At 61.3% G+C, this 12,488-nt stretch carries 9 protein-coding genes; 5 read left to right on the top strand and 4 right to left on the bottom strand.

The genetic code is table 11. The features are described from left to right. The first annotated feature begins 65 nt into the window (after positions 1-65). Complete coding sequence (gltB, locus tag NOM06_RS04455) at positions 66-4,523, top strand: glutamate synthase large subunit (protein ID WP_255910024.1); 4,458 nt, start codon at positions 66-68, stop codon at positions 4,521-4,523. A gap of 12 nt (positions 4,524-4,535) precedes the next feature. Beyond that, positions 4,536-5,951: an FAD-dependent oxidoreductase gene (locus NOM06_RS04460; protein ID WP_005346752.1), complete on the top strand. Its 1,416-nt coding sequence runs from the start codon at positions 4,536-4,538 to the stop codon at positions 5,949-5,951. 75 nt (positions 5,952-6,026) lie between these two features. Here the strand turns inward: NOM06_RS04460 and NOM06_RS04465 are convergent, their stop codons facing one another. Further along, positions 6,027-6,605, bottom strand: a complete 579-nt coding sequence (locus NOM06_RS04465; RefSeq protein WP_139442617.1) for an O-methyltransferase — start codon at positions 6,603-6,605, stop codon at positions 6,027-6,029. A gap of 287 nt (positions 6,606-6,892) precedes the next feature. Between NOM06_RS04465 and NOM06_RS04470 the strand changes: the two genes are divergently transcribed. Both NOM06_RS04470 and NOM06_RS04475 read left to right on the top strand, forming a co-directional pair. Continuing rightward, complete coding sequence (locus NOM06_RS04470; RefSeq protein WP_005337380.1) at positions 6,893-8,188, top strand: DEAD/DEAH box helicase; 1,296 nt, start codon at positions 6,893-6,895, stop codon at positions 8,186-8,188. A 98-nt stretch (positions 8,189-8,286) separates the two neighbouring features. Further along, positions 8,287-8,937, top strand: coding sequence for a DUF2913 family protein (locus NOM06_RS04475; protein ID WP_255910025.1), 651 nt, complete (start codon positions 8,287-8,289; stop codon positions 8,935-8,937). Between the two features lie 99 nt (positions 8,938-9,036). Here the strand turns inward: NOM06_RS04475 and NOM06_RS04480 are convergent, their stop codons facing one another. From NOM06_RS04480 to NOM06_RS04490, 3 genes are all read right to left on the bottom strand, one after another. Continuing rightward, the gene (locus NOM06_RS04480) at positions 9,037-9,276 is read right to left on the bottom strand and encodes a FeoC-like transcriptional regulator (RefSeq protein ID WP_005350974.1); all 240 of its coding nucleotides are present in this window, start codon (positions 9,274-9,276) and stop codon (positions 9,037-9,039) included. Beyond that, positions 9,273-11,543 (bottom strand): Fe(2+) transporter permease subunit FeoB, encoded by a 2,271-nt coding sequence (gene feoB, locus NOM06_RS04485; RefSeq protein WP_255910026.1) that lies wholly within the window; start codon positions 11,541-11,543, stop codon positions 9,273-9,275. Before feoB ends, NOM06_RS04480 begins: the two co-directional genes overlap by 4 nt. 127 nt (positions 11,544-11,670) lie before the next feature. Continuing rightward, complete coding sequence (locus NOM06_RS04490; protein WP_005337384.1) at positions 11,671-11,898, bottom strand: FeoA family protein; 228 nt, start codon at positions 11,896-11,898, stop codon at positions 11,671-11,673. 119 nt (positions 11,899-12,017) lie between these two features. Between NOM06_RS04490 and NOM06_RS04495 the strand changes: the two genes are divergently transcribed. Next, complete coding sequence (locus NOM06_RS04495) at positions 12,018-12,347, top strand: translation initiation factor (protein ID WP_005337385.1); 330 nt, start codon at positions 12,018-12,020, stop codon at positions 12,345-12,347. Positions 12,348-12,488: the final 141 nt, after the last annotated feature.

Genomic DNA, 12,488 nt, shown 5'->3' on the forward strand with positions numbered 1-12,488 from the left:
CCAATCGCGATTTATGCAGTCAGGTGATGACTGTGCGATACAAGGCCGAGCAAGGGAGAAATGCAATGTCACTATATGATCCAAAGCTGGAGAGGGATAACTGTGGCTTCGGCCTGTTGGCCCACATGGAAGGGGAAGCCAGCCACAAGCTTGTCCGTCTCGCGATGTCAGCATTGGCTCGCATGCAGCACCGCGGCGGGATCTCCGCCGATGGCAAGACCGGCGATGGTTGCGGTCTGCTGCTGCAAAAACCGGACAGCTTCTTCAGAGCTGTCGCCGAGGAGAAGGGATGGCACCTTGGCCGCAACTATGCGGTCGGCATGCTGTTTCTCAACCCTGACCCCGTATTGGCCCAGCAGACCCGCGACATCATCGACGAAGAGCTGGAAAAAGAGACCCTGAGTCTGGTCGGCTGGCGCAAGGTGCCTGTCGATACCAACGTACTCGGTACCATCGCCAAAGCCTCCCTGCCCAGCATTGAACAGGTCTTTGTCAACGCCCCGCCCGGCTGGGTCGACAAGGATCTCGAGCGCCGCCTCTATATCGTGCGTCGCCGCATCGAAAAGCGCGTCAACGACGACTACTTCTATGTGGTCAGCCTCTCCAATCTGGTCACCGTCTATAAAGGACTGTGCATGCCGGTGGACTTGCCGCGCTTCTATCTGGATCTCGCCGACATCCGTATGCAGGCGGCCATCTGCGTCTTCCACCAGCGTTTCTCCACCAACACCAGCCCGCGCTGGCCGCTGGCCCAGCCGTTCCGCTATCTGGCCCACAACGGCGAGATCAACACCATCGCCGGCAACCGCCAGTGGGCCAAGGCTCGCAGCTACAAGTTTGCGACGCCGCTGATCCCCGATTTGCAGGAAGCGGCTCCCTTCGTCAACACCACGGGGTCGGATTCCTCCAGTCTCGACAACATGCTGGATCTCTTCCTCGCCGGTGGCATGGACCTGTTCCGCGCCATGCGCCTGTTGATCCCGCCTGCATGGCAAAAACATCCGAACATGGATGATGACCTGCGCGCCTTCTACGACTTCAACTCCATGCACATGGAGCCGTGGGACGGCCCGGCCGGTATCGTCATGACCGATGGTCGCTACGCCACCTGCGCACTTGATCGCAACGGTCTGCGTCCGGCCCGCTACGTCATCACCAAGGACAAGTTCATCACCCTCGCCTCCGAGGTCGGCACCTGGGACTACACCCCGGACGAAGTGCTGGAGAAGGGCCGAGTCGGCCCGGGCGAGCTGTTCGTGGTGGATACCAGCAACGGCAAGGTGTGGACCAGCTTCGAGATCGATGACGACCTCAAGAACCGTCACACCTACAAGCAGTGGATGGATAAACATTGCCGCCGACTGGTCCCCTTCGAGCAGATGGACGACAGCCAGACCGGTAGCCGCGAGTTCTCCTACGACCAGCTGAAAACCTATCAGAAGTTGTTTGGCTACTCCTTCGAGGAGCTGGATCAGATCATCCGGGTTCTCGGTGAAAATGGTCAGGAAGCGGTGGGCTCCATGGGGGATGACACCCCGATGGCGGTGCTCTCCTCCGGCCCGCGCACCCTCTATGACTACTTCCGCCAGATGTTTGCCCAGGTGACCAACCCGCCCATCGATCCGCTGCGGGAAAACCACGTGATGTCGCTGGCCACCTGTATCGGTCGCGAGCAGAACGTCTTCAACGAGACCTTCGGCCACGCCCACCGGGTGCTGTTCCAGTCACCGATCCTGCTCTACTCCGACTTCCACCAGCTACTGGCACTGGAAGGTGAGTACTACCGTCATCAGGTGATCAGCCTCAACTTCAAGCCAGAAGAGGGGCTGGAAGCGGCCATCGTGCGCATCTGCGAGGAGGCCAAAACCGCTGCCAAGAGTGGCACCGTGCTGCTGGTGCTGTCGGATCGCGATATCAGCGCCGACACCCTGCCGATCCCGGCCGCCATGGCGGTGGGTGCCGTGCAGCGCACCCTGGTGGACAACAACCTGCGCTGCGACGCCAACATTCTGGTGGAAACCGCGAGCTGCCGCGACCCGCACCACTTCTCGGTGCTGCTGGGCTTTGGCGCGACCGCCATCTACCCCTATCTGGCCTACGAAACCCTGGCCAAACAGGTTGAAGAGGGCGTGCTCACCATGTCCCTGCGCCAGGCCATGGTCAACTACCGCAACGGCATCAACAAGGGGCTCTACAAGGTGATGTCCAAGATGGGCATCAGCACGGTCGCCAGCTACCGCTGCTCCCAGCTGTTTGAAGCGGTGGGCCTGGCCAAGGCGGTGGTCGATACCTGCTTCCGCGGCGTGTCGAGCCGTATTCAAGGTGCCGACTTTACCGACATCCAGCAGGATCAGCACAATCTGGCCCGTCAGGCCTGGCTGGTGCGCAAACCCCTCCCCCACGGCGGCCTGCTCAAGTTCGTCCACGGCGGCGAGTACCACACCTACAACCCGGATGTGGTGCAGACCCTGCAAACCGCGGTGCGCTCCGGCAACTATGCCGACTACAAGGAGTACGCCCGTCTGGTCAACGAGCGCCCGGTTGCCACCCTGCGCGATCTGCTGGCGCTGAAGAAGGTCGACAATCCGGTCGCGCTGGATCAGGTTGAGCCAGCCGACAAGCTGTTCCCCCGCTTCGACTCCGCCGCCATGTCCATCGGCGCCCTCGGCCCTGAGGCCCACGAGGCACTGGCTGTGGCCATGAACCGCCTCGGCGGTCAGAGCAACTCCGGCGAAGGTGGCGAAGATCCCAAGCGTTTCGGGACCGAGAAGAACTCCCGCATCAAACAGGTGGCTTCCGGCCGATTCGGTGTCACCCCCCACTACCTGATGAACGCCGATGTGGTGCAGATTAAGGTGGCGCAGGGGGCCAAGCCCGGCGAAGGTGGCCAGCTGCCCGGTGACAAGGTCACCGCCCAGATCGCCCAGCTGCGTTATTCCGTGCCCGGCGTGACCCTGATCTCGCCGCCGCCGCACCACGATATCTACTCCATCGAGGATCTGGCCCAGCTCATCTTCGACATCAAGCAGATCAACCCGAGCTGTCTGGTGTCGGTGAAACTGGTCTCCGAACCCGGCGTCGGCACCATCGCCTGCGGCGTGGCCAAGGCCTATGCCGACTTCATCACCATCTCCGGTTATGACGGCGGCACTGGCGCGAGCCCCCTCACCTCGGTCAAATATGCCGGCTCCCCGTGGGAACTGGGTCTGGCTGAAACCCAGCAGGCGCTGGTCGCCAACGGTCTGCGCCACAAGGTGCGGCTGCAGGTGGATGGCGGCCTCAAGACTGGCCTCGACATCATCAAGGCGGCCATCCTCGGCGCCGAGAGCTTCGGTTTTGGCACCGGCCCCATGGTGGCGCTCGGTTGCAAATACCTGCGGATCTGCCACCTGAACAACTGCGCCACCGGCGTTGCCACTCAGGATGAGAAGCTGCGTCGCGAGCACTTCACCGGCCTGCCGGAGATGGTGATGAACTACTTCAAGTTCATCGCCGAGGAGACCCGCGAGCTGATGGCCCAGCTCGGCGTCACCCAGCTGACCGACCTGATTGGCCGCACCGATCTGCTGGAAGCCCTGCCCGGCCTCACCGCCCGTCAGGCCAAGCTGGATCTCTCCGGCATTCTGGCCCGTCCGGTGGCACCGGCAGGCTCCAGCCTGTTCAGCCAGCAGCACAACCCCACCTTCGACAAGGGGCCACTCAACCTGAAAATGGTGGAGGATCTGCTGGAGGCGGTGGAAACCTCAAGCGGCGGCGAGTTCCGCTACGACATTCGCAACACCGACCGCTCGGTGGGTGCGCGCCTCTCGGGCGAGATCGTCAAACGTCACGGCAACCAGGGAATGGCGGCGGATCCGGTCAAGGTGCACTTCAACGGCACCGCGGGCCAGAGCTTCGGCGTCTGGAACGCAGGCGGCCTCGAGATGATCCTCACCGGTGACGCCAACGACTATGTGGGCAAGGGGATGACCGGCGGCAAGCTGGTGATCAAGCCCCATGTCGGCGTGGCGTTCAAATCCCACGAAGCAGCCATCATCGGCAACACCTGCCTCTACGGTGCCACCGGCGGCAAGCTCTACGCCGCAGGCACTGCTGGCGAGCGTTTCGCGGTGCGCAACTCCGGTGCCCTGGCGGTGGTCGAGGGGATTGGCGACAACGGCTGTGAATATATGACCGGTGGCATCGTCACCGTGCTCGGTCAGACCGGCGTCAACTTTGCGGCAGGCATGACCGGCGGCTTTGCCTACGTGCTCGACGAGTGCGGCAACTTTGCCAAGCGCACTAACCCCGAGCTGGTGGAACTGCTGGACGTGGCGGATCTCGCCATCCATCAGGAGCACCTGCGCGGCATCATCACGGCGCACCTCAATGAGACCGGCAGCTCGCGCGCCGAGGAGATCCTGGCCAACTTCGACTCCTATGTGCCCAAGTTCAGGCTGATCAAACCCAAGTCCAGCGACGTGAAATCGCTGCTGGGTCACACCAGCCGTTCCAGTGCAGAACTCAGAATCCAGGCGCAATAAGGAGGGAACCCTATGAGCCAGAACGTATTTCAGTTTATCGATGTCCAGCGGGTTGACCCGCCCAAGAAGCCGCTTAAGATCCGCAAAATCCAGTTTGTGGAGATCTACGAGTCCTTCAATCAGCCGCAGGTACAGATGCAGGCGGATCGCTGCCTCGAGTGCGGCAACCCCTACTGCGAGTGGAAGTGCCCGGTCCACAACTACATCCCCAACTGGCTGAAACTGGCCAAAGAGGGGCGCATTCTGGAGGCGGTAGAGCTCTCCCACCAGACCAACAGCCTGCCGGAAGTGTGCGGTCGGGTCTGCCCGCAGGATCGCCTTTGCGAGGGCTCCTGCACCCTTAACGATCGCTTCGGCGCGGTGACCATCGGCAACATCGAAAAGTACATCACCGACAAGGCGTTCGAAATGGGCTGGAAGCCCGATCTCTCGAACGTGGTCAAGACCGGCAAGCGGGTCGCCGTCATCGGCGCCGGCCCTGCGGGTCTCGCCTGTGCCGATGTGCTGGCACGCAATGGCGTCACCCCGGTGGTGTTTGACAAATATCCGGAGATCGGCGGCCTGCTCACCTTCGGCATCCCCTCCTTCAAGCTGGAAAAAGAGGTGATGCAGCGTCGCCGCGAGATCTTCCAGGGGATGGGCGTGGAGTTTCGTCTCGAGACCGAAGTGGGCAAGGACATCACCTTCGCCGATCTGCTCGGCGAGTTCGATGCGGTCTTCCTCGGGGTCGGTACCTACAAGTACATGAAGGGCGGCTTTGCCAACGAAGAGGCACCGGGCGTCTATGACGCCCTGCCCTACCTCATCGCCAACGCCAACCGGCTGCTGGGCTTCGAGAAGGCGCAAGCCGACTACATCGACTTCGCTGGCAAGCAGGTGGTGGTGCTGGGCGGTGGCGATACCGCCATGGACTGCGTGCGTACCGCCATCCGTCAGGGGGCCGCCAAGGTGATCTGCGCCTATCGCCGCGACGAGGAGAACATGCCGGGCTCCAAGCGGGAGGTGAAAAACGCCCGCGAGGAGGGGGTTGAGTTTATGTTCAATCTGCAGCCGGTGGCGGTCGAGCTGGATGCCAGCGGTCGCACCGTCGGCATCAAGGTGGTGAGCACCGAGCTGGGTGAACCCGATGCCAATGGCCGCCGCAATCCGGTGGTTATCGAGGGCTCAGAGCAGGTGCTGGCCGCCGATGCGGTGGTAATGGCGTTTGGCTTCCAGCCTAACCCCCAGCCCTGGATGGCAGAGTTCGGCATCGAGCTCGACAACCGGGATCGCATCAAGGCCCGCGAGCAGGCGGAATACGCCTTCCAGACCAGCAACCCCAAGGTGTTCGCCGGTGGCGACGCTGTGCGTGGCTCCGATCTGGTGGTGACCGCCATCTACGAAGGGCGCAAAGCGGCCGAAGGGATTATGGACTATCTGGCGGTCTGATCCGACCGACCGAGACCCTGATGCGCTTTCACAATCAGCCCCGCCAATGCGGGGCTGATTTTTTGTAGCTACCCCCTACAAACGCACCACCAGCCACTCCCCCTTGCCGACCGGCACCAGCGAGGTGGCAAAGGCCGGATCCTGCCCGACCTCGTTCATCCACTCCACCATCTCGCTGCGATGGGAGATGGCGTTGTCGACCACCAGCAGGCCACGGGGTGCCAGCAGACGGCGGATCTGCGGCCACCATGCCCGGTAGTGCTGACGATCCGAATCGAGGAAGATGAGCTGATAGCCGGCTTGCGGCAAGGTCGGTAACAGCTCACTCGCATCCCCTGCCAGCAAGGTTACCCAGGGGGCCAACCCTGACCTCTGAAAGTTGTCATGGGCCTGTACGCGCTTATCCTCATCCAGCTCAATGGTGGTCACGTGCCCCTCCAACCGACGCACCGCTTCTGCCAGCCAGAGTGTGGAGTAACCATTGGAGGTGCCAATCTCCAGCACCGCCTGCGCCCCACGGGTCTGCACCAATACTGACAGCAACTCCCCCGTGTCGCGGGTGATATTGAGCAACTTGCGGTGGCGAGCCTGCTGCATGCTGTCATTGCGCTCGCCAAGCTGCTCCAGCTGGCGTTTTAACTGTTCCAGTTCCATCGATATCCCTTTCGTCCTTGCCCAAATCCGTTCACCCACTGCTCTTGGCTTGGTCTTTGGGAGTCAAATGATTGCTTTCAACCGCCATTCACACCACAAAGGATGAGAAAAGGACAACCATTTGAGGCAGAATTTGTGACGTCTATCTGTTACACTTCGCGCCCGCCATTTTCCGGCTCACTCTCTGACTTGATGTCAGGCGCAGCCGTCGGTGGTTACAACCTCCGTCTCGCTCATGCCGAGCTAACCAAGCCAAACACAGCCCAGCTGGAACACAGGAACCCATTATGAGATTTGAATCGTTCGATTTTGCCCCCGAGATTTTGCGTGCTGTCTCAGATTGCGGTTATCAGGAGATGACCCCTGTGCAGCAACAGGCGATCCCGGCCATTCGCCGTGGCCGCGATGTGCTGGCCAGCGCCCAGACCGGTACCGGCAAGACCGCCGCCTTCGCCCTGCCCATCTTGCAGCGTCTGGTAGACAATCCGGCTCCGGTCCAGCCTTCCAACGCCCGGGTGCTGATCCTGACCCCGACCCGCGAGCTGGCGGCTCAGGTGGCGAGCAACATCAATGACTTCGCCAAGTATCTCGATATCACCACCATCACCATCGTCGGCGGTGGCAAGCAGGACGTGCAGGCCAAGAAGCTCAAAGCGGGCGCTCACATCATTGTGGCCACCCCGGGCCGTCTGCTGGAGCACCTCACCGCCTGCAACCTCAGCCTCTCTGGCGTCGAGTGTCTGGTGATGGATGAAGCGGATCGCATCCTCGACATGGGCTTCAGTGCCGATGTGCAGAAGATCCTGCAAGCGGTCAACAAGACCCGTCAAAACCTGCTCTTCTCCGCCACCTTCTCCGATGCTGTGAAGAAGCTGGCCAACCTGATGCTGGATCGCCCGCAGATCGTCAGCGTCAACAAGCAGAACTCCACCGCCGACACCGTCAGCCACACCGTCTATCCGGTCGAGCAGAAGCGCAAGCGCGAGCTGCTCTCCGAGCTGATTGGCAAGCAGAACTGGCAGCAGGTGCTGGTGTTCGCCAGTACCCGCGAGAGCTGTGATGTGCTGGTCGAGGAGCTGAACCTCGACGGCATCAAGTCCGCCGTGGTCCATGGCGAGAAGGCCCAGGGCAACCGTCGCCGCGCCCTGCGCGAATTCATGGAAGGCAAGGTACGGGTACTGGTCGCCACCGAAGTGGCCGCCCGTGGTCTGGACATTCCGGATCTGGAATACGTGGTCAACTACGATCTGCCGTTCCTGGCGGAAGATTACGTGCACCGCATCGGTCGTACCGGTCGTGCCGGCAAGCGCGGCATGGCCATCTCCTTCGTCAGCCGTGAAGAGGAGCGTACCCTGCTGGAGATCGAGGCCCTGATCGGCCAGAAGATCCGCCGCATCATGGTGCCGGGCTATGAAGTGAGCAGCCGTGACGAGCTGATCAAACAGCTGCAGGAGCGTCGCCGCTTCGGCAAGCGTCCGCAGCGTGAAGATAACGCCGTGGCCCAGGTGATGGCCGAAGCCAAGCTGCAGGGTCAGCGCCTCAAGCGTCTGGCTGCAGCCAAGAAGCCCCGTCAGCCGAAATAAGGCGGGCAGTTGCTCTATTGAACCGCAAAGGCGCCACTGGCGCCTTTGCCATCTCTGTCATCGGTGTTGACCCCTGGTGGTCAACTCAAGGATTGCTTATGACCTCTCCGACCTACAATCAGGCCCTGTTCGAGATGGCCACCCAGAGCCTGGCCGAACTGGCCCGCACCGCCGAGCAAAAGGCGGGCAAGCGCACTCCGGCCCAAGAGAGCCACTTTCTCTGCACCTGGATGGCCGACTCCCTCAAGGAGAAGCGCTTCTCCCGTCTGGTGATGGAAGATTTGAAAGCTTGGGTGCAGCTTGGCCGCACTCTGGGTGCGGGGGCCGATCTCAAGGGATTGCTGGAGCGCATCGCCTTCCAATACCAGTGCGCCATGACCAATCCGCGGCAATTGGGAGCCAAGCTGGCTGCCCTGCTGGAGGAGCTCTCAGCGGCAGGCTGGCTGGTGCTGATCGAGAGCGAAGTGAACGCCAAGCTGCGCCTGCAATCGGGCGGTCAAGCGAGTCTGGTGGTAAGCCATAGCGAATATGAAGGCCATATCGAGGACGGTGAGCTTGTCAACCCCCTCACCCTCTATGTGCGCGGTGACGAGAAGGTGCTGGCCGAGGCGGCCTTCAAGCACGGCCTGCTGCTGAGCCAGGGCAACAAGAAAACCTCCCTGGTCAAACACCACAAGGCCTACCGGCTGATGCCGGACAACGCCCAACCAGCGCTGGCACTGCTGAGCGAGGCTCGCCAAGGCGCCTGATCCCGCCTGTTTTCAGCAATAAAAACGGCAGACCCTCGTTTAAAGCAGGGCCTGCCGTTTTTTCTTGTTCGATGTTTGGTGATGAGGTTTGGTTGTCGTTTAGCGGATCTTGATGCCAATCTGGCCCGCGTCACACCACTCGAACATCACCTCCTCGCTCTTGCCGCAGCAACTGCCACCACAGACCCGACTCTCGCGCTTGATGACCCGCCCCTTGCGCATCCAGACGCCGAGCATGGCCTCCACCGCATCTTCCGAGGTGTGGAAGTGGCGAGCCAGATCACGCCGGCTCACCTTCTGCTGCGCGGCGAGGTAATCCCCCAGCTCGCGCAGGATCATAAGGTCACCACCTTGCGGGCGACGATGTCACCGTGACGGCGACCGGCCCACCAGAGCAGTACCAGAGAGAGGCCGTAGCTGGCGATCCAGAACAGGCTCTTCTCCGGATGAGCGGCAAAGGTCGCGACCTGATAGAAGAGGGTCGCGCACATAAAGGCCATATAGTTGCACCAAGCGGCGGTAAAGAGCGCCCACTGACGACCGGTTTCCCGCACCAGCGCGCCCATGGCGGCGGCGCAAGGCATGTAGAGCAGCACGAACAATAGGTAGGCAAAGGCACCGGCCGCCCCGTCGAAGTGGGTCTGCATGTTGCCGTAGGTGGAGACATCCACCTCCTGCGCCTCGGCGGCAGCTTTCTGGTCGTCGAGGTTGCCAACATCAAGCCCCATGGGGTCGCTCGGGTTGATCTCCGCCAGATTGGCCGCCACGGCATCGATCGCCTCGTGGAAACTGGCCACCAGCGAGAACTCGCTCTCCTCCTCTTCACCACCACCACCGGCGTAGAGGCTGTTGAGGGTACCGACCACTGCCTCTTTGGCGAAGATACCGGTGACGATACCGACCGTGGCCTGCCAGTTGTCATCGCGTACACCTATGGGGTGCAGCACCGGGGTCACCGCCTGGCTGATTTTGCTCAGCACCGAACTCTCCTGCTCCTGATGGCCAAAGCTGCCATCGGTACCCAGGGAGTTGAGCACGCTCAGCACGGCAACCACCAGTACGATGGTTTTACCGGCGCCAAAGACGAAAGATTTGAGCTTCTGCCAGGTCTTGATGGCAACGTTGACCGGCCGCGGCCACTCGTAATCCGGCATCTCCATCAGCATGGAGTCGCTCTTGCCCGGCAGCAGGGTGCTGCGCAGCAACAGGCCGGTGAACACCGCCACCAGAATGCCGATGAGGTAGAGACCGAACACCAGGTTCTGGCCAGACTCGGGGAAGAAGGCCACCGCAAACAGGGCGTAAACCGGCAGACGGGCACCGCACGACATGAAGGGGGCCATGGCGGAGGTCATCAGCCGCTCCCGCTCGGAGTTGAGGGTACGGGTCGCCATCACCGAGGGGACGGTACAGCCAAAGCCCATCAGCATCGGCACGAACGCCTTGCCCGGCAGGCCGAGGCGGCGCATCAGGGCATCCACCACGAAGGCGGCACGGGCCAGATAGCCGGAGCTCTCCAGCACCGCGAGGAAGAGATAGAGGCAGCCAATCACCGGAATAAAGGTGGCCACGGTCTGCAAGCCGACACCAAAGCCGTCCGCCAGAATGGCGCCCAGCCACTCGGGGGCATTGACCAGTCCCAGCAGGTGGTGCACCCCATCGACAAACAGGGCGCCGCCCATGATGTCAAAGAAGTCGATAAAGGCGCTGCCAACGTTGATGGCAAACAGGAACATCAGGTACATGACAAACAGGAAGAAGGGGATGCCAATCCAGCGATTGAGCAGCACCCGATCCAGCCACTCGCTCTGGGCCTCGGTGAGCTTGCCCTTCTGCTGACGAGCCTGTTGTACCCACTGGTGGATATGGCCGTAGCGAATATCCGCCAGTTGCAGGTCGATATCCTGTCCCTGATGGGCGCGAGCCACTACATTGGCGGCGGCCGCCTGCTGACCGGGCAGCAGGGTCTCCTGCATCACCGCATCCTCTTCCAGCAGGCGCAGGGCGCGGCCACGGGTAGTGAGGTGATGCGGGGCGAGCAGGGTCTCCAGCTCCGCCAGATCGGTTTCAAGCGCGTGGCCGTAATCGAGTTGCAAGGCGGCTTGCGGCTGACCGATAAACTGGCGGATCTGCTGCTTGAAGGCGGCAACCTGCTTGCTGTTGTGGGCAGAGAGGGCCACCACCGGGCAACCGAGAGATTTGCCGAGCTTGCTCTCGTCGATGACGATGCGGCGCTTTTGCAGGATATCCAGCTTGTTGAGAACCACCACCATGGGCAGGCCCAGTTCGCGCAGTTGCAGCGTGAGGTAGAGGGAGCGCTCCAGATTGGCGGCGTCGATGACATTGAGCAGCAGGTCGGGTTGTTGGCCCTGGGCAAAGCGGCTGGCGATCTGCTCGTCCAGACTGCCATCCTGACTGGCCAGGCTATAGATGCCGGGCAGATCCATCAACTTGAAGTGATGCTCACCCGCGCTGAACTCACCCATCTTCTTGTCGACGGTGACACCACTCCAGTTGCCTACCTGCTGGCGGGCGCCGGTCAGGGCGTTGAACAGGGAGGTCTTGCCGCTATTGGGGTTACCTACCGTTACCAGGGAATAATTCATACCAGCTCTACCTCTATTTTCTTCTGAACCCGCCGCCTGTGTGGCAAACCACTTTGCAGGTTCGACTTCTTGTCTCTGAACCGCTCCCGGTGACGTTTCTAAACGGGAGCGGCAGCCGAGCAGGGGGTTATACCGGCTCGACTTCTATTTGCTGGGCCAGACTCTTTTGCATGGAGAGACAGATCCCCTGGCACTGGATCTGGAGCGGGTCCCCCAGGGGGGCGGAGCGCAGATAGATGACTTCAGTCTGGGGCAACAGGCCCATCACCATCAGTTTGCGGCGCAGCGGCCGGGCGAGCTGATTCATATTCTTGATGCGAGCACTCTGTCCCGGTGACAACTGCGTGAGTACCATGACTGACTCCTGAAGTTAAACAATAATAATTCGCTTTTACTTGGGGCATTATAAGCTGTGTCTTCAACTTTTATTTGAGTAAAATCAAACTCCGCTTAGCTAACCCATAAAGTATTGCCATGAGTCACGACAACAACAGCCGCCTCGTTTACAGCACGGATGGCGGCATGATCAAGGAGCAGAGCGCTCCCCAATCCGCCTCCCCCTTCCCCACCGACGGCACCGTGCGCATTCGCCGCGAGACCAAGGGGCGCAAGGGTGCCGGGGTGATCACCATTCATGGCGTACCCGCCGATCAGCAAAAATCCCTGGCCACCCTGCTCAAGAAAAAGTGCGGCACCGGAGGCGGTATCAAGGAGGGAGTGATCGAGATCCAGGGGGATAAACGGGACCTGATCAAAACCGAGCTGGAGAAAGCCGGTTTCAGCGTCAAGCTGGTGGGTGGCTGATCCCCTTGTCACTCATGCGGTTTTTCCCTAGAATGCCCGCTCCCATCGAGGGGGAGTAGTCTCGCACACCGGTGCCATCCATTGCATGAATACCGGTTTGCGACCCTGATCAACATACTTGGTGCCAAATCACCATGGTCA

Origin of the sequence: Aeromonas sp. JL9 (assembly GCF_024436075.1) — a bacterium.
Classification (GTDB): domain Bacteria; phylum Pseudomonadota; class Gammaproteobacteria; order Enterobacterales; family Aeromonadaceae; genus Aeromonas; species Aeromonas veronii.

What these genes read in the sequence shown, in the direction of transcription:
- NOM06_RS04460 (WP_005346752.1), top strand. Translation starts at nt 4,536, where the DNA reads ATGAGCCAGAACGTATTTCAGTTTATCGATGTCCAGCGGGTTGACCCG.
- feoB (WP_255910026.1), bottom strand. Translation starts at nt 11,543, where the DNA reads ATGAATTATTCCCTGGTAACGGTAGGTAACCCCAATAGCGGCAAGACC.
- NOM06_RS04475 (WP_255910025.1), top strand. Translation starts at nt 8,287, where the DNA reads ATGACCTCTCCGACCTACAATCAGGCCCTGTTCGAGATGGCCACCCAG.
- NOM06_RS04470 (WP_005337380.1), top strand. Translation starts at nt 6,893, where the DNA reads ATGAGATTTGAATCGTTCGATTTTGCCCCCGAGATTTTGCGTGCTGTC.
- NOM06_RS04490 (WP_005337384.1), bottom strand. Translation starts at nt 11,898, where the DNA reads ATGGTACTCACGCAGTTGTCACCGGGACAGAGTGCTCGCATCAAGAAT.
- NOM06_RS04480 (WP_005350974.1), bottom strand. Translation starts at nt 9,276, where the DNA reads ATGATCCTGCGCGAGCTGGGGGATTACCTCGCCGCGCAGCAGAAGGTG.
- NOM06_RS04495 (WP_005337385.1), top strand. Translation starts at nt 12,018, where the DNA reads ATGAGTCACGACAACAACAGCCGCCTCGTTTACAGCACGGATGGCGGC.
- gltB (WP_255910024.1), top strand. Translation starts at nt 66, where the DNA reads ATGTCACTATATGATCCAAAGCTGGAGAGGGATAACTGTGGCTTCGGC.
- NOM06_RS04465 (WP_139442617.1), bottom strand. Translation starts at nt 6,605, where the DNA reads ATGGAACTGGAACAGTTAAAACGCCAGCTGGAGCAGCTTGGCGAGCGC.